Below are 16,354 nucleotides of genomic sequence, written 5' to 3'. Positions count from 1 at the left end.
GTGAGTTCAAGTCTCATCGGCCTCACCATTTTGTCCGAAAATGCTTCAAAAGTCCCTATTTATCGGCACTTTGGAGCTTTTTTTATTTTTCTCTATTTTTCTGAAAATTTTTGAATTTTATGAATTATGTGATGATTTTGGTGAAAATCACATAATTTTCTGCCATTTTTTCTGCCATTTTTAAAATTTAAAAGCTTAGATGTGCCGATAAAATCTAGCGATTTGGCATTTTTACGCAGACTACTTTTGAACACAGTTTTGGTTCCAAGATAGTGCCTTTAGCATCGTTCTAGCAGAATTTAGTTTGATATCATAATCAAAATGAGTATAAATGTTCATTGTTGTGGATATATCGGAGTGACCAAGCCATTTCTGAATTTGTTTCAGGTCGACACCGTTCTTATAGAGTAATGTGGCACAGCTGTGACGTAAATCATGAAGACGAATTACAGGCATACCATTCTTTCTTAATAAAGATTTGAATGTTTCAGAAACGTAGCTCGGTTTTCGCCGATTTCCAAGAGGATCAACAAGTATATAGTCGCTATCTCTGTCGTTGTATTGTTCTCCACAAAGAATTCGATTCTTATCCTGTTCTTCCTTTAGATGATTCAACAGTTCTTCAAAAGGTGGTACCAATGGAAGTATTCGAAGGCTCGACTGACTTTTCGTTTTATCTTTTTCTTGACGTACGATCCTATTATCCAGTGTATATTCGGTCACTGTATGTTGGATTGAAATGATCTTTCTATTAAAATCAATGGCTGACCATTTTAATCCTACGATTTCAGATCTACGTAGGCCATAGAAAGAAGCGGCAAGAATAGCAAATTCGATGGTACTTCCTCTAGCTATTTTAAATAGCTTTTCCATTTCGATTTCATTGTAAACTCGAAATTCTGTATGTTCTATTTTTGGAAGCTTGCATAAAAGAGAAGGATTTTCTTTTATGATTTTCATGTCAGAAGCGAACTGTAAAGATTTGCGAATATTGCTATGGATTTTTTTTATAGTTGCTGGTTTTATAGGGGGATAATCCTTACCTTGAATTGAATATCCGTTTGCAGTCTTGATGTAAAACATCTGTATATCCATGGCAGTAATATCTTTTAAAGTTATATTTAAATAGTGAAAATACGGTTTTATTCTATTTTCGATATTAATTTTATATGTGGCATAAGCTCCTTGTCCTATATCATCAATAGCAATGTTTTCTAACCAATAAGATAGATAATCACTGAAAAGCATCTTAGGTGAGATTTGTATGTGATCATATAAATTATTTTGTGCTTTTTCTTCTTTTATGTCGGGATAATAAGCTGTTTTCTCTGAATCTTTACACATAAATTTTTGAATCACTTCTTTCTTTATTCTTTCCTTTTCTTTTTCAATATCTTCATCCCTTTCATAACCGATAAGATTTCTTTTTGAATAACTTAAAATCTGGTTTGCCAATCTCTTATTTCCTTTGATTTTCAAATTTACAGAAAAAGAAATGTGTTTTGTGTTATTTGAGGCATCTCTATAACTAAGAAAAAAACGATAATATTTTTTATCTGTTTTAATATATCCTGATACATGTGTTTTGTTCATGTCGTTTCATCTCCTTGGCATGAGTATTTTCTATTGAAGATGAAATAAAGTCGAACCTATAAATTTCTATTTTGTAGATTACAGATATAATTAAGAACAAATATTTTTGGTATAAAGTATCGATTTCCGATTTTGAAGTGTTGAATTTTGTTAGTTCTCAATAGCTGACATGCGGTTTTGGAGCATATTCCGCCAAGCATCTCACATAATTGTTTAACATTCACAACGTCTGGATACTCCTTAAACAATGTTTGATCGGGAAGCATTATTTAACACCTTCTTTTCTATTCCTAGACTAATCATTACTTTTTTATCAATAATCGTCATCCATCGTTTTGGTACTTTTCCTATATATTTTATAAAACATTGTTTATCAACGGATCTTATCTGTTCACAGAGTACCATGGTTCGAAATTTCAAACCCAATCCTTCGGGTAAGATATAATGAGTTGGTAGATGTGCCTTGTGGTCAATCTGTGAAGATAAACAAGCAACTATGACTGTTGGGCTATACTTGTTGCCTTTGTTATTCTGTATGACCAAAACAGGCCGGACTCCATATTGAACAGATCCTAATGATGAAGATATATTGACCAAATAAATCTCTCCTCTTTTGATTTTTCTTATCATATTTTTCCTCCTACTGTGTTTATGTAACAACCAGGATTAAATCCTGGTTTTATATTTATCGTATTTCCTATTTAACCCTGTTTACCCGGAAAGAAGGGAATCCTATTAGACGAATAATAGCTAATTATCCATCACGGGAATTTCACCCTCGCGTGGTAGCTCACGCAATTGCAGTGCAAGTGTATCATTATCCTTATAGGGTATCATCGCTAGCAATAGCTAATTGCTTTTATCAATCCATTGTTTGATCGCTCTCTATATAATAGGTCATGGCGCAATAGTGATCAGCTCATCCTATGAGATTTGTATCTAATAGTTGTTATGTGATTTTCAAAGATCTTAAAGAAGGTGTTAATTCCCCTTCACTTAAATAGCCATTAATATCTCTTGAATTTAGCCAATTTTCTATATTTTTTTCTAAGAAAATATATTTTTTTGTAAATTACGTTTGGAGTAATATCCAAAATCTTTGCAATTTCTTTGGTTGAGTAATCATTTACTTTTAAATTAATAATCTTTTTTGTAACTATATCAGATTTCAAAATGCAACGATATAAAATAGCATCATCTAAGTTGTTTAGTAAATTACTTAAGTCAAGTGATTGAATTGTTTTATTTGAGACATTTATGAAAAATGATTCATTATATACAGATTCTCTTTCCTTGAATCTTCTTTCTTGTTTAAATTGATACCAATCAAATTCACGTAAAGAATTGATTTTATCTTCTGGAAAATTTAGACTTCTCAAACTTCTTTCTTCATTTTCTTTCCATTTTGTCCATTTTTGTTGTTCTTTTCCTTTTATATATGACATAAAAAACTCCTTTCACTCTATAGCCGAGGAATGGAGTTAAATTTAGCCAAAAAAAAAGATCCGGATAGGATCAAAAACTTTAGTTATGTTTTTTTAATCTTGATAAGGATTTTGGTTCTTTTATTTGGCCAAAGAGTGAATGGCATGTGCTATTTACCCCTTTTTCTGCGCAAGTATATACAATATTTGCTGCAATTTTTAATACACTTTTCTTTACCTTATTCATAAGATAATCACCTCCAAAGAAAGTCTAGCATAATATAAAAATTTTATATTGAAATACGGACAATTTGTAAGAAAATAGACTATCAGAACTTTGAAAGATTATCTAAATATATAAGGTTATAAATAAATACATAAAAATATAAATGGTAAGAGAAAAATTCAATTAAATATAATGCCATATAGTTTTATTTCTTTTATAATCGCCATAGTAAAATGAGGTGTAACTATGGTAAAATTTCATGCAAACGGATTAAAAAGAATCATGTTAGAAAAGAAATTAACCGAAAATGAACTTGCTACCATGTCAAAAATAAATTCTCAAGTAGTTAGACAACTTATAGAAGGTAGTATAGAAATTTCTGCAAAAAATATTTTGATCTTAAAAAAAGTATTAGATACAACCTTTGAACATTTAATTTTTAATGAAACTCGTGAACCTATTTGTCTAAATCTAGAATTTTTAACTACAGATCAAATTACAGAATTAATTATTTTAGAATCTAACTTTAAAAAATTAAGTTTAAAGAACGTAACTATATATGCGTCGAATTTGAAAGAAAGCACAATTAAAGAAGAATTCGACCTCTCGAATAACATTTATTTTATTAGAAAATTTTTACTTGGATTAACTCAAGAACAATTTTCTAGTATATTAAACGTAAGTAAAACTTCAGTATATGGTTGGGAAGCAGGTTTGTCGAAGCCAACTTTTAGTCATCTTTTCTCTATTTCAAAACTTACAGGCTTTACAATAGATTGTTTATATGGAAACACCGACGATTTAGAAATATCAGCTTTTGGATTAGACAATGATATGTATGATATCATAGCTAGGATTATAAAACATTATGAAAGCGAATAAAAACAATAAATATTATTTGTATAATCTTCTCTTGGAAAATAACATTTCATTTGAGAAAGATATATATGATTATGGGGTTTATATTTTTAAAAGTTATATTTTTGTTTTTTGCATAGCGTTTATAATTTCTTTTATTATTAACACTTCTTTTGAAATGCTTTTGTTTACAATTTGCTTTTTGAATCTGAGAAAATATTCTGGCGGATTTCATTTTAAAAATATTACAATTTGTTCTGTTTTTAGTATTCTATTTTTATTATTGACTTCGTATATTCTAAAGATTATACAAACAATACCCTTTGCATTATATATGATTAATTTTTTATTTTCTGTTTCACTAGTCTATTTTTTTGGTCCGATAGAAAACATAAATAAAAGATTATCTGATAATGAAAAAAATTATTATAAAATGAAGACTATAATAATTGAAATCATCTTTTTTGCTATCTCTTTATGTTTTAAACTAAGTAGTTTAGATATTGTATATAATTGTATTTCGGGTACTATTATGATTTGTTTTTTTGATCAGTTAATTGGATTATTCTCAACTCTCTCTATAAAATCTTAATGTCACATCTTCCACTTTGATTTATTTCGGTATAAAATTAAGTTGCTTTTATCAGATAGAGGGTGAAGAGAATGAATATATTTGTATTAGAAGATAATAAATGTGATCAGCAAATATTAATAAAAAACTTGAATAATTGTTTAGGATTGTTAAATATAGAATATTATATACATTCTTATATGGATGAAAGAACTGTAATTAAGGATTTGGAGAAATGCGATTTATTGTTTTTAGATATTGAGTTAAATTCTTTTAATGGAATTGACTTTGGAAAAAAAATAAAAAAAGAATATCCTGAGTGTAGAATTATTATAGTTTCAAGTTATCAAAAATATCTAGTTGATGGTTATAAAATTCATGCAGATCGCTATTTTTTAAAACCTCTTTTAGAATCTGAATTTCAAATTGAAATCTCTAATTTGATAGAAGAATATTATTCTCATTTAAAATTTATAAAAGATGATAAACTAAAGCCTAACAAATTATTTGTTAAAGACATATTATATGTTGAGGCGATGGATAAACACACTTTACTTCATATGAGAAATGATAAGATTATTACAACGCCTTATTCTTTAAAAGAATGGATTTCAAGACTGAAGAATTGCAATTTTGAACAATCACACAAAGCTTACTTTATCAATTTGAAATATGTTAGTAACATTTCGAAAAGAGATGTAATTTTATTTACAGAAGAGCTAGTACCATTATCTAGAGGATATAAAAAAATGTTTGAAGAAAGGTATATTTCAAATTTATATAAGACAATATGATTCATTTAATATTAATTAATATAATTATTTTATTAATTCTTCATTATATTGGTACTAATTTTTTTTCGTTAAGATTTAGAAAATACTATATACAATTATTGGTGTTTTTAATATATTTAGTAATAATGACATTAGTAAATATTAATGGAATAACGACCATATATATACCAGTTTTTTTGATTTTGATTTATTATTTGTATTTAGAAACACAGTTTTTGAGCCGAAGTTTTATTAATATTTTAACTGCACTTCTTCTTTCTATTTCTATGTCTATATCGGAATTTATTTCAGGAAGTATACTTAATTATTTTCCAATGTTAAGTTATGAACAATACTATACTTATGCATTATATTTAACAATAATATTAACAATTATATTAATACTTCCATATAAGGTTATTGTTAAACCATTAATGGTTTTTCAACAAAATAATTTTTTCTTATTAATCTTCATATTACCTTTTTTTTCATATATTTTAGTTGTTTTTATAAATCAATACCTTTTTGGTTATTTTAATGAAACAGGAGTTGTAATTTTTTTTCTCTTTACTATAATTGGCATCCTAGCTTCAAATTACATAATGATATATTTTTACATGAAATTGTTAAATTCATTTAAGTTGGAATTTGAATTACATTTAAAGGATGAATAGAATAGAATATTATCGGAAAAAATTAGTGCTTTAAATCAATATTATCAATCAAAATTTGATTTTTTACATGATTTATTACATTCAATTTGTATAATGACAAAGCTTTTAAAGACTCATAATTATACAAATTTAGAACAATTTTTAGACAACTTGGCCAATGATACTTGTCATGAATTGAATACATTATATTCAAATTCTAACACACTTAATTTAGTTTTACTGCAAAATTTGACAGAATTAAAAAAATATAATGTTGATGTTAGGTCTACTGTGATTGATGATTTTACTTTTTTGGATGAACAAACACAGATAAAGCTATATACCATATTATTAAATCTATATTTTGAAATATTGGGAAAAGAGCATATTAATAATCCTTCAATATCATTTTATCTAAAGAAAATAGGAACAAATAGTATCTTAAAAGTATATTTAAAATGTACGTATAGTTCATATAGGTCTAGTGAGTTTTACCTAAGTGAAAAAATTATTAATGATTTAGATCTGCAATTAACTGTTAATACTAAATTTTATTCTAACAATGGTTTAATGTGTGTATTGATTTATGAATGTTTTAATTAGATACAGATTTGCCTGTTTGATGATTTCTTATAAATGGATTACAGATTGTCTATTACTTTAATTAATAGTTTAAGATTTAGAACATATCAAATGTCAAAATTATTCTGATTTTTATGGATGCCACTCTCATTTAAACATGAGGCATCCGTTTTTTTTTACTAACATTTATGGTCTATGATGACGAGTGCAATGTTGTTTTGGTCAATTTTTATCATTTAAAGTGATTTTTTTCATAAAAATATGTAGCTTAATTCCTTTAAAAATGGATTATAGGATATGCATGAGATTTCAAGATATTACGAAAATTCTTCTTTTTCATTATTACAACTTTACCTGATGTTCTATTTAGAAGCCTGATGTTCTATATATCTTGAATTTGCTTTTTAATTCTGCAATTATTTAATTGCTTTAAAGGAGAAATATGAGACTAAAATATATAAAACAGATAAATGAGTATGATTGCGGGTATGTTTCTGTAGCGATGATATTGAATTATTATAGGCAAAAGGTTGAGTATACTGATTTAATAGACTATTCTCAATATTCGAGTAAAGAACTATCTGTAAATGGTATTTTATCATTATTTAACCAAAATAATTTTGAAGCAAAAGCGGTGAGAATAAATCCTAATTCTGTTTCAGACGAATTTTCTCTTCCAGCTATAGCGTTGATTAAAAATGAAAATAATATGAACCATTATGTGGTTGTATTTAAAAAAAATAAAACTACTATTTGGTATATGGATCCAGCTAAAGGTAAAATTAAGAAAACTATTGATGATTTTTTGAAGATATTCACAAATATATTGATTTTAGCCGTACCTAGTGAGTCTTTTAAACCAAATAATATAAAGCACGATTCAATTTTTTCTTACGTTAAAGAACTTATCTTTCCACATAAAAAGGTAACGATAGTAATTATTAGTTTATCAATAGTGTTGACGTTTTTGGGCTTGATTAGTGGGATTTTTTCAAAAATAATTATGGATGAAGTGATTCCATATGGTATGAAGGAAAAGCTATTCTACTATACTTTGTTTTTTATACTAATAGCTATTATTCAAAGTAGTTTAAGTAGTTTTAGAGAGTATTTGATTCTTTTGCTAAATTGCAAAATGACTATACCTATAACTTTAGGTTACTTTGAACATATAATGAAACTACCAATACATTTTCACAACAAAAAGAATATAGGAGACATTTTAACAAGATATCAAGATGTTGAAACAATAAAAATGGTTACGTCTAATTTGACTCTAACATTATTACTTGATATTTTACTTTCATTTTTTTCATCGATTTTATTGATCAATATAAGTCTTACTCTATATTTAATTATTATTATTCAGATGATATGTAGTTTAATTCTGTTTTTCGCTTTTAAAGGGCCGTATAAGAAAAATAATATTCGATTAATGAATTTCAATAGTCAATTAAATTCTCAATTAATACAAATGCTACACAATGTTGAGACAATTAAATCATACAATTTTGAAACTAAAGTCATACATAACTTAGAAAAGAAAAGTTTTGATTTAGTAAACGAATCTTATCATCAAGGATATCTACAAAATATGCAACAATTTTTCATGACTAATATTAATAGTATTTTTTCTATTATATTATATGCCATTGGCGCATATTTAATTATTGAAAGTAGATTATCAGTTGGAGATCTCTTGTATTTTCAAACATTAAGTAATTTATTTTTACAACCTACACAAAGTCTAGCAACCTTACAAATTACCTTGCAAGAAGCAAAAATTGCTATTAAAAGGATAAATGAATTTACTAATATTCCTGCTGAACACAATGATAGTTGCCATCTTTCTTTTAAAACATTTGAAAAAATAGAGTTTAGAAATGTAAGTTTCAGGTATGAAGAATCAGAGAAACTTATAGAAAATGCTAGCTTCACTATTCATAAAGGTGACAAAGTAGCGTTAATTGGAAATAGTGGTTCTGGAAAATCTACGTTGGTAAAAATGTTGTTAAGATTTATAGAACCTAAACAAGGTGAAATTTTGATAAATGGAGTTAATGTCAAAGATATTAATTTAAAAGAATTGAGAGACAATATAAGATATATATCTCAAAATTTAAGTATTTTTTCAGGTACATTGTATGATAATCTGACATTATTTAATAATAAAGTAGATTATTTAAAAATGATAAATATTTGCAATTTAGTAGGTGTATCTGATTTTGCTAATAAGTGGCCTAATCGTTATGAAACTTATATAAATGAAAATGGGAGTAATTTGTCAATTGGTGAAAAGCAGAGAGTGGCAATTGCAAGATCGTTAATATATGGAGGAGACATTTATATTTTTGATGAGTCTACCTCTAACTTGGATGAATATAATGAAGATCATTTTAGGTCTATTGTCAAAGATTATTTAAGTGATAAAACTGTAATTATCGTTTCTCATAGAAAGAGCACGATAAAAATATGTAATAGGATTTTACGAATTAAAGATGGGTTAATATTTGAAATAGAAGAAGATAGTGTTAAGAAGGGATAGGGCAATATATGGATGAAGTAAAGGTTGTAACTGAATTAAGATTAAAAAATTTAATATACGAATCATATGAGGGTAACGAAGATTTGAATACAATATTTTCGTTTTTGAACAATGTCTTAAATTCTGGAATAGATTGTGTAGGTCATACACTTATTGAAGTGGATGATAGTAAAAATTCTATAAAGAAATTAATGGTTCAAGTTTTTGATTTAGAAAGGTTTAACACTTTCAAGAAAAAAGATGTTTTGCTATACAGTTGTCTAACGCTTGATTATGTTGGAAAGATTGAAAACATAGCGGACGCAATTTTGAAGATCAATTTGTATGCAAAGAAAAATGACATTAAATTGAGCAATAATACATATTTATTGATTCAGAACAATATTCAAGATTTTCTTCACATAAAAATTTATAAAGAGTGCAAATGATATGAAAATATATAAAAAAAAGTTAGGAATATCAACAAAAATTCTCAATAAACGTACACCTAATTATGTGATAGTATTTATTGCCTCGCTACTAATAGTGCTTGTTATATTTGTCTTACTATCTCTAGTTTTCACAAAGACACATATTGTTAAAGCAAATGGAACCATCATTTCTCCAGATACTGTTTATATCACCAGTAATGTATCTGGTAAAGTAAATGAAATATATTATGCTGAGAAAGACAGTGTTCAAAACGAGGACAATATTTTAAGCTTAGATGATGGTGCTTTGCATAATAAAATAGACACATTGAACAAGAATAAGGAAGAATTAGAAAATACACTTCAGTCGATTGATTTATTCGTTCAATCAGTGAAACAAGGTGCGAATTTATTAAGTCCCGAGATACATTCAAGAGTATATAATGAAAAAATTAATTACTTTATCAACTTAACAAATGAAACTTATAACAATATAAATCTTCAAAACCAAATTAAGGAGAAAAGATTAAGTAAGATAAATGAAATAAACAACGAAATTATTAATGATATCGAATTAAATGAAGAACAAATAGATGCTAAACAAATTGAAATTCAACAATTGGAAGAAGAAATACTATCTATAGAAGGAAACATTAGAACATATACTAGTCAATTGGATCAGGTTTCATCTCAAATGTTGATTGAAGCAGAAAATGAAAAGAAGGAAGTTAAATCTAAACTTTTGGAAATTGAATATAGTATATCTCAAGAACAAAATGGTTTAGATGCATTAAAGATAACCGCCAATCACGACGGTATTCTTCACTATTTGATAGATGTAAAAAAAGGGACATTTATTAATTCTGGACAAACGATAGCTTCTATTACTCCAAAAAATAAAAATTATGAGATAGAGTGTTTTGTTGATGTTAGTGATAGAACAAAGATACCTAAAGATGGTTTTTGCAATATTAGAATAACAGGGGTAAATAGTTCACAATTTGGTACTTTGAGAGGAAAAATCCGTTCTATAAGTGATGACATAGTCAACAAAGAAAATCAAGGGATTATAAAACCTTATTATAGAGTATTGGTTACTATTGATAAAACCGATTTAGATAAGTTAGAGAATAATGGAACAACAGTTCAACTTTCTCTTCCTGTATCGGTTGAGTTCATATACGATGAGGAAACGTATTTTGTTTGGTTTATTGAATTAATCACATCCATTAATAAGTGACCATCCAGCTTATTAAATAAAAAAGAAAGGAGAAAATTATGTCAACTTTAGTTATGCCAAGAAATTACAAAGAAATTGGTTTAGATGAGGAAAAAAGGTATTCTGGAGGTTCTGCTGTTGGAGTTATTTTGGCTACTTACAAAGTCGTAAATTTTGTTGTTTGTAATTGGGTCACTATTTCGACAATTGCGGGAAACGCATCGACATTAATTGGTTATGCGAATTCTTGGAAAAGTGCAAACGGACGGTATCAAATGAAAGCGACCTTTGTTCCAGGAGGTAGTAGCAACATTTACCCTCCACATAGTTATCAAGGTGCTGTAGGATATTGGAATTATTATCCAGTATGGATAGGCAATTAATTCGTATTTAATTTATTAGAATGAAAGACTAGGATGGAGTCTTTCGTTTGCTTTTGCAAATTATACTTAAAAGTTACTAATAGAAGGGTATATAAAATGAAAAAATTTACTTCAAAAATTTTAAGAGGGATTGCAATTCTGATAACAAATCTAATCGGTGTACTTATTATTAAAAGTAACAAGGATGATATGCTTATTATAATTTATTTGCTTTCAATAACTCTCATGATGTTTTGCTTTTCTTTGTATCTTGAATGGATTTCTTATAAAAATCAAGACTCAGATACTTATTGTTCAATGAAAGACGTGAAGCTTATCATGGATATAGCAGGTATCATTCAGTTGAGTACAATATTTGAATTTGTTGACTCAAATATGAAATTAATATTGTTTTTAATTTCATCTCTGCTAGCAATCATTTCTCTATATATGATTAGAAAAAAAGCTCTCAAATAATAAATATCTGATGTGCATATTCATATATTAATAATGGAATTTGCACATTTTTTTGTTTTTTTACTTTAAAAATATATTAAAGTTATTTATGGAGAATATGAGAATTTAGTAAGCTAGTATTAAAATTTATGTGTAAAAGTTTGTTCCTTGTCGATTCAATTAGTTCTTAAACTGGTCTTCTCTTGTTGTTTATCCAATTGAACGAGTGAATACGTTTTTGCCTAAACGAAAAAATATAATCAAACCAGTTAGTTCAGAGTGATTGGCAATAAGAGTTTTGAATGTTTCATTTAAAAAAAACGAGAAATTTGAATTCTCGTTTTTTTCAATGGAGAAAAATCTACATTAAGATAAAAAAGTAACTATTTTTAATGATATATTTTAGTGCTTAAAGATCTTAAAATAGAATTAGAATAGAATAAGTTTACATAAATTATCGAAAAAAATTAATAATATAATGATAAACGATATATAAATATTGACAAACGATAAATTCGTGATAATCTTTAATTAGAAGTAGTAGATATTACTTCCTTATTTATTTATATCTAGATATGAATTATTATTTGTTTAATTTTCTTTATGGCGATTTGTAATTGAGAGGAGGACTTATGAAAACGTCTTACAAAATGTTAAATAAGCTACAAAAGAGTTTGTTGTTATCTATTTTTCTGGTTGCACTTTCTTTAATTACCTATTTAATGATGTTGGTTCCACAATTGTTGGATACTGAACTTGAAAAAGAAATTCCAGCATTAATAAATGTGTATGTAAACATATTTGGATTAACTTTGATTTTATTAAATTTGATATTGATGCTCAAAAGTAATAAAGTTTTTTCTCGATTTTTGTTTTTAAGTACAAAATTTGCAGGAATAACAATGCTTGTTATCTCAATTATTATTCCTCATCTTAAAGATTATTTACCATTTGATACAGTTGTATTTATAATCGGTGATTTTCAATTGTTTGATTTCGGTTATTTATGTGCAGGTGCTCTTGTTGTATCATTAAACTTAATTATAGAAAGAGGTATAAAATATCAGTTTGAAGTTGAAGAAGAGACAGTTTAGGAGGTTTTATGTCAATAATTATTAGGTTAGATCGTGTTATGGCTGATCGAAAGATGAGTTTAAATGAATTATCCGACAGAGTGGGAGTATCTGTAGTAAATTTATCCAACTTAAAAAATGGAAAAGTAAAAGCAATTCGTTTTTCTACACTAAATGCAATATGTAAAGAATTAGAATGTCAGCCTGGAGATATATTAGAATATAAAAACTCTAATTGAATGAAAAATAGAATTCAAGTGTCTATCGTTATTCAATGAATCGTTCCTTTTTCATTTAATCTAAATCAATTTTAATAACATATCTAAGATCCAGTTTTGTATTTACAATCTGGGTCATTTTAATGCCTAATTTGTGTTGAGAAACTGTTATTAACTTTTTAGCAGAAATAAGCTAAACTCATACACGATATAACAAATGTAACAGATAGAAAGTAAATTTCAGAAAGGATTATTGATTATTGAAAGAGTATTTATATAAGTTGATCTTGGAAGAGTAAATTTTAAAATAGGAAGTATACATCTAGGAAAAATAATTTATGTTTTTTTTTTGATAACTAGAAAATGTATCAGAAACCATCCTAATAACAGGGAGCAAATGGGCGGTTGACTTTTATTAAATAACCATATTGATAAGTTGAACGTGTTTGAAGATGTTGCATATATTCCAATAATCAAAAAAACGGCAAGGTTAGATAAAAAATATCTTAGCAAATGGAGTGAGTAACGACGATTATTAGATATTATTAAAAAGCAATATTTCAAATATTTGTGAAAGGTGTATAATATCTAATATTAAATCATAATTTATAAGAAATCTAGGAATACAATAAACATTCTATCAGGAGAGTATATGGCAATTTATACATTCTATTTAGATAAAGAGGATTACTTTAACTCAAAAAAATATATGTTCTTAAAAAAAACTGTCGGGAATCTAGCTCAAATTATTAATCAATATTTAGTTGTTGCTAAGGGTATTAATGAAGTATATATATCAGGAGCTTGTTGGGGAAAATGTGAAAATAAAGTTCAAGATTTAATTACGGAAAGTTTTGTTGGGTTAAATAAGAGTGAAATTACTATCAATTTAGTAGGGAAGTATAAGGGATATAGTTATGAAAAGACTAAGACAGTGTTGATGAAAGAAAAATATCATGTGCATACATTTTTCTTTTCAAAAAAGTCAGATCATAGAAAAATGATTTTTTTTATAAAGGATAGTATAGTTCAAGCTGTATTAATAGGTTCCAGTAATTATTCCCCTAATACTTATTTAAAACATTTAAGTTCAGAAGCAGATGTTTTGATGATTGATGCTAATGGTTCGGCTAATACAGAAGTCGTTGAAACGATTAAAAAACTAAAAAAAGATGTAAATGGTATTTATAGAGAGAATATTCCAGATGATTTAATATCTAAGAATTTATCAGAAAAATATAACTACCCTGTAATTTCTGAAACTATAGTATGCCCTGATGATTTTTTACAAAAAGTGTTTAATGCATATTGTTCAAAAATTTCTCCTAATTTATAAAAAAATAATTATGAGTTGTGATATTTTTTGGTAAGACGAATTTAGTAGATCATTCTAATGATAGAACTAGAAAAAATCTTTAAAACTATGGCTCTGTTAAATTTATTCATACTTTTTGTTTATAAAAATAGAGGTGGTTTTTCCACCTCTATGTTGTTGTTTTGCTTTAGTTTAAGTAATCAAGTGCTTTTTAATCAGGAACTAATTCCCAATTACCAACCCATTCACCTTTAGAGTAATTGTATAATCTACGCCATAATTCTCCATTCTCAAATTTATAACGATAGCGTATATCATCTGCACGTTCGATAGATGATGGGTCTGTAGTCTGTGCATAAACAGGATTACTTATACCTAAAATAGGAATTAGAATCATGGTTAGCATGACAGATAATATAATTTTTTGTTTCATTGGAAATCACCTCCTTTTTATTTTATTTCCATTCCCATGTCAAGGTATACGGATGGATCCTTTATAACTGATTGATTTCCGTTATAAAATAAAGTATATGTTCCATCACTATTTTTAACTAAATATCCATTTTCTATTAAATCATTATCAGAAAAAGTATTATCCATTTGATTGGGATAATCGTGCCAAGGTTCTAAAATAATTGTATTTGATATAAACGGAAGTACCACAAGAAATGCTAAGAGAATAGCATTAGATTTCTTCTTAAAGTTAGATTTGGTTAAATAGTTGATTCTATATGATAGAGTACATGAATTTTCTTGCAATAAAAAATTAGCAGAAGTAGACAAGGATTTATCTATAAAAGTTATATCATCAATCCTATCTTCTAAATCAACAAGAGTATATGCATAATTTAAAATATCCTTTTTACTAAATCCGTTTGTTGCTTTTGCGTCAGCCCTGATTTCTAATGCAAGATTCAAATTGTTATTGAGCCAATATATTGGTAAAAACCACCAATAGATGATCATAAGAATATTTAAAAACTGTTTTATGTAAATATCGTGATTTTTGACATGCTGAATTTCATGTCGAAGTATAACTTCTATTTGGCTTTGTGAAAAATTTTTCCTGGGTATAAGAATTATTTCATTTAAGCCTAGAACCATAGGAATAGAAACTAGATCAGTAATCCATACTGGGTAGTCATATTTAGTTTCAATTTCAATAAAGGAAGAAACTTTATTTTTCTGTACAGTTTGACTGATTATGGATATTACTTTCTTAGAATTGTGAATTTTTCGAAAATATATAAAACCAAAAAAGCAGATGCCAACAACCCAAATACTACAAAACAATTCCAACATATTCACTCCTGGAGCAAATTCAAAGTTAAAGAAAGATTGGATTGGGTTCATTACCGAACCTAAATAAATGCTATGAGTGAATGGTAATTCCAAAGGAAAGAGTAAACGAAAAAGAATGATAATTCCTAATAAAATGATAAAATCAGCTCTAAAGATCAGAAATCTTTTTTTTTGCTTGAGAAGAAAGTAAAGGAATATTTCCATAATTACGACCATAATTAAGGTTATAAAAACGGAAGAAATGGATAATCTCATTTTTATTCACCTAACTTTTTTTGTCTTTCAACAATTTGTTTTTTCAAATCTTGAAGCGTATTTTTATCGGTGTTATTTTCAATAAAAAATGATGTTATTTTATATAAATTCAAATTACTATCCCCTAATAAAAACTGAACATACTCAGCCTGAGTTAATACTGAGACATAGAATCTTGTAAGGACTGTGTTTGAATATCCTATTTCTGCAACTTTTATAATTTCGTTTTTTAGTAGTCTTTGAAGAACCTGTTGAACAGAAAATACACTCATATCGTCACAGACTTCTGCTATCTGATTAGCGGACAGGGGTTTATCACTACTCCATAGAATATTCATGATTTGAATTTCTCTGGTTGAAAGAACCTTTATTTTCATGTTAGTCATCCTTTCTATAATTTAATTATACATCAATAATATTTATTTTAAACATTAATTTTTTTGTTTAATATAAATAATAATATTTGATATTGATATTTATATTAATATCAAATATAATGAAATTAAAGATGAGATGTAA

General features: G+C 26.9%; 19 protein-coding genes. 12 read left to right on the top strand and 7 right to left on the bottom strand.

Going from position 1 to position 16,354, the window contains the following annotated elements; all coding sequences use genetic code 11:
• Positions 1 to 240 precede the first annotated feature (240 nt).
• The 4 genes from HMPREF0367_RS02190 to HMPREF0367_RS10375 form a co-directional block, all read right to left on the bottom strand.
• On the bottom strand, positions 241 to 1,593 hold the full coding sequence (locus HMPREF0367_RS02190) for a tyrosine-type recombinase/integrase (RefSeq protein WP_051335134.1): 1,353 nt from the start codon (positions 1,591 to 1,593) through the stop codon (positions 241 to 243).
• A 240-nt stretch (positions 1,594 to 1,833) separates the two neighbouring features.
• Positions 1,834 to 2,223 (bottom strand): type II toxin-antitoxin system PemK/MazF family toxin, encoded by a 390-nt coding sequence (locus HMPREF0367_RS02180; RefSeq protein WP_035400725.1) that lies wholly within the window; start codon positions 2,221 to 2,223, stop codon positions 1,834 to 1,836.
• A 377-nt stretch (positions 2,224 to 2,600) separates the two neighbouring features.
• Positions 2,601 to 3,038, bottom strand: a complete 438-nt coding sequence (locus HMPREF0367_RS02175; RefSeq protein ID WP_035400723.1) for an RNA polymerase sigma factor sigma-70 region 4 domain-containing protein — start codon at positions 3,036 to 3,038, stop codon at positions 2,601 to 2,603.
• 79 nt (positions 3,039 to 3,117) lie between these two features.
• Entirely contained in the window at positions 3,118 to 3,264 is a 147-nt protein-coding gene (locus HMPREF0367_RS10375) for an AgrD family cyclic lactone autoinducer peptide (protein ID WP_148449348.1), read from the bottom strand.
• A gap of 225 nt (positions 3,265 to 3,489) precedes the next feature.
• Here HMPREF0367_RS10375 and HMPREF0367_RS02170 point away from each other — a divergent pair, with 225 nt between their 5' ends.
• From HMPREF0367_RS02170 to HMPREF0367_RS02110, 12 genes are all read left to right on the top strand, one after another.
• Positions 3,490 to 4,125: a helix-turn-helix transcriptional regulator gene (locus HMPREF0367_RS02170; protein ID WP_035400722.1), complete on the top strand. Its 636-nt coding sequence runs from the start codon at positions 3,490 to 3,492 to the stop codon at positions 4,123 to 4,125.
• A complete protein-coding gene (locus tag HMPREF0367_RS10845) occupies positions 4,112 to 4,693 on the top strand; it encodes an accessory gene regulator B family protein (protein ID WP_051335133.1) in 582 nt (193 codons plus the stop codon). The genes HMPREF0367_RS02170 and HMPREF0367_RS10845 overlap by 14 nt, the downstream gene beginning before the upstream one ends.
• Positions 4,694 to 4,764: 71 nt before the next feature.
• A complete protein-coding gene (locus HMPREF0367_RS02160) occupies positions 4,765 to 5,466 on the top strand; it encodes a LytR/AlgR family response regulator transcription factor (RefSeq protein ID WP_035400718.1) in 702 nt (233 codons plus the stop codon).
• 746 nt (positions 5,467 to 6,212) lie between these two features.
• A complete protein-coding gene (locus HMPREF0367_RS02150) occupies positions 6,213 to 6,701 on the top strand; it encodes a hypothetical protein (RefSeq protein WP_035400714.1) in 489 nt (162 codons plus the stop codon).
• 421 nt (positions 6,702 to 7,122) lie between these two features.
• Positions 7,123 to 9,225 (top strand): peptidase domain-containing ABC transporter, encoded by a 2,103-nt coding sequence (locus HMPREF0367_RS02145; RefSeq protein ID WP_035400710.1) that lies wholly within the window; start codon positions 7,123 to 7,125, stop codon positions 9,223 to 9,225.
• Between the two features lie 8 nt (positions 9,226 to 9,233).
• Positions 9,234 to 9,653, top strand: a complete 420-nt coding sequence (locus HMPREF0367_RS02140; protein ID WP_035400706.1) for a hypothetical protein — start codon at positions 9,234 to 9,236, stop codon at positions 9,651 to 9,653.
• A 1-nt stretch (position 9,654) separates the two neighbouring features.
• Positions 9,655 to 10,875, top strand: coding sequence for an HlyD family secretion protein (locus HMPREF0367_RS02135; RefSeq protein WP_035400705.1), 1,221 nt, complete (start codon positions 9,655 to 9,657; stop codon positions 10,873 to 10,875).
• Between the two features lie 38 nt (positions 10,876 to 10,913).
• Positions 10,914 to 11,237 (top strand): hypothetical protein, encoded by a 324-nt coding sequence (locus tag HMPREF0367_RS02130; RefSeq protein WP_035400704.1) that lies wholly within the window; start codon positions 10,914 to 10,916, stop codon positions 11,235 to 11,237.
• Between the two features lie 96 nt (positions 11,238 to 11,333).
• Complete coding sequence (locus tag HMPREF0367_RS02125; RefSeq protein ID WP_035400703.1) at positions 11,334 to 11,693, top strand: hypothetical protein; 360 nt, start codon at positions 11,334 to 11,336, stop codon at positions 11,691 to 11,693.
• Between the two features lie 611 nt (positions 11,694 to 12,304).
• Positions 12,305 to 12,766, top strand: coding sequence for a hypothetical protein (locus tag HMPREF0367_RS02120; RefSeq protein WP_035400702.1), 462 nt, complete (start codon positions 12,305 to 12,307; stop codon positions 12,764 to 12,766).
• 8 nt (positions 12,767 to 12,774) lie between these two features.
• Positions 12,775 to 12,984 carry a helix-turn-helix domain-containing protein gene (locus HMPREF0367_RS02115; protein ID WP_035400701.1) on the top strand — a complete coding sequence of 70 codons (210 nt, stop codon included), beginning with the start codon at positions 12,775 to 12,777 and terminating at the stop codon, positions 12,982 to 12,984.
• A gap of 631 nt (positions 12,985 to 13,615) precedes the next feature.
• Complete coding sequence (locus tag HMPREF0367_RS02110; RefSeq protein WP_035400699.1) at positions 13,616 to 14,299, top strand: hypothetical protein; 684 nt, start codon at positions 13,616 to 13,618, stop codon at positions 14,297 to 14,299.
• 190 nt (positions 14,300 to 14,489) lie between these two features.
• Here the strand turns inward: HMPREF0367_RS02110 and HMPREF0367_RS02105 are convergent, their stop codons facing one another.
• From HMPREF0367_RS02105 to HMPREF0367_RS02095, 3 genes are read right to left on the bottom strand one after another with little or no spacing between them, the layout of a single operon-like run.
• Positions 14,490 to 14,711, bottom strand: a complete 222-nt coding sequence (locus HMPREF0367_RS02105; RefSeq protein WP_035400698.1) for a hypothetical protein — start codon at positions 14,709 to 14,711, stop codon at positions 14,490 to 14,492.
• Positions 14,712 to 14,728: 17 nt separating this feature from the next.
• On the bottom strand, positions 14,729 to 15,835 hold the full coding sequence (locus tag HMPREF0367_RS02100) for a M56 family metallopeptidase (RefSeq protein ID WP_035400697.1): 1,107 nt from the start codon (positions 15,833 to 15,835) through the stop codon (positions 14,729 to 14,731).
• 2 nt (positions 15,836 to 15,837) lie between these two features.
• Positions 15,838 to 16,212, bottom strand: coding sequence for a BlaI/MecI/CopY family transcriptional regulator (locus tag HMPREF0367_RS02095; RefSeq protein ID WP_035400696.1), 375 nt, complete (start codon positions 16,210 to 16,212; stop codon positions 15,838 to 15,840).
• Between the last annotated feature and the right edge of the window lie 142 nt (positions 16,213 to 16,354).

The sequence above is a fragment of the Faecalitalea cylindroides ATCC 27803 genome, assembly GCF_000469305.1.
Taxonomy (GTDB): Bacteria; Bacillota_I; Bacilli_A; order Erysipelotrichales; family Erysipelotrichaceae; genus Faecalitalea; species Faecalitalea cylindroides.
This window is presented reverse-complemented; position numbering and strand designations above follow the sequence as displayed.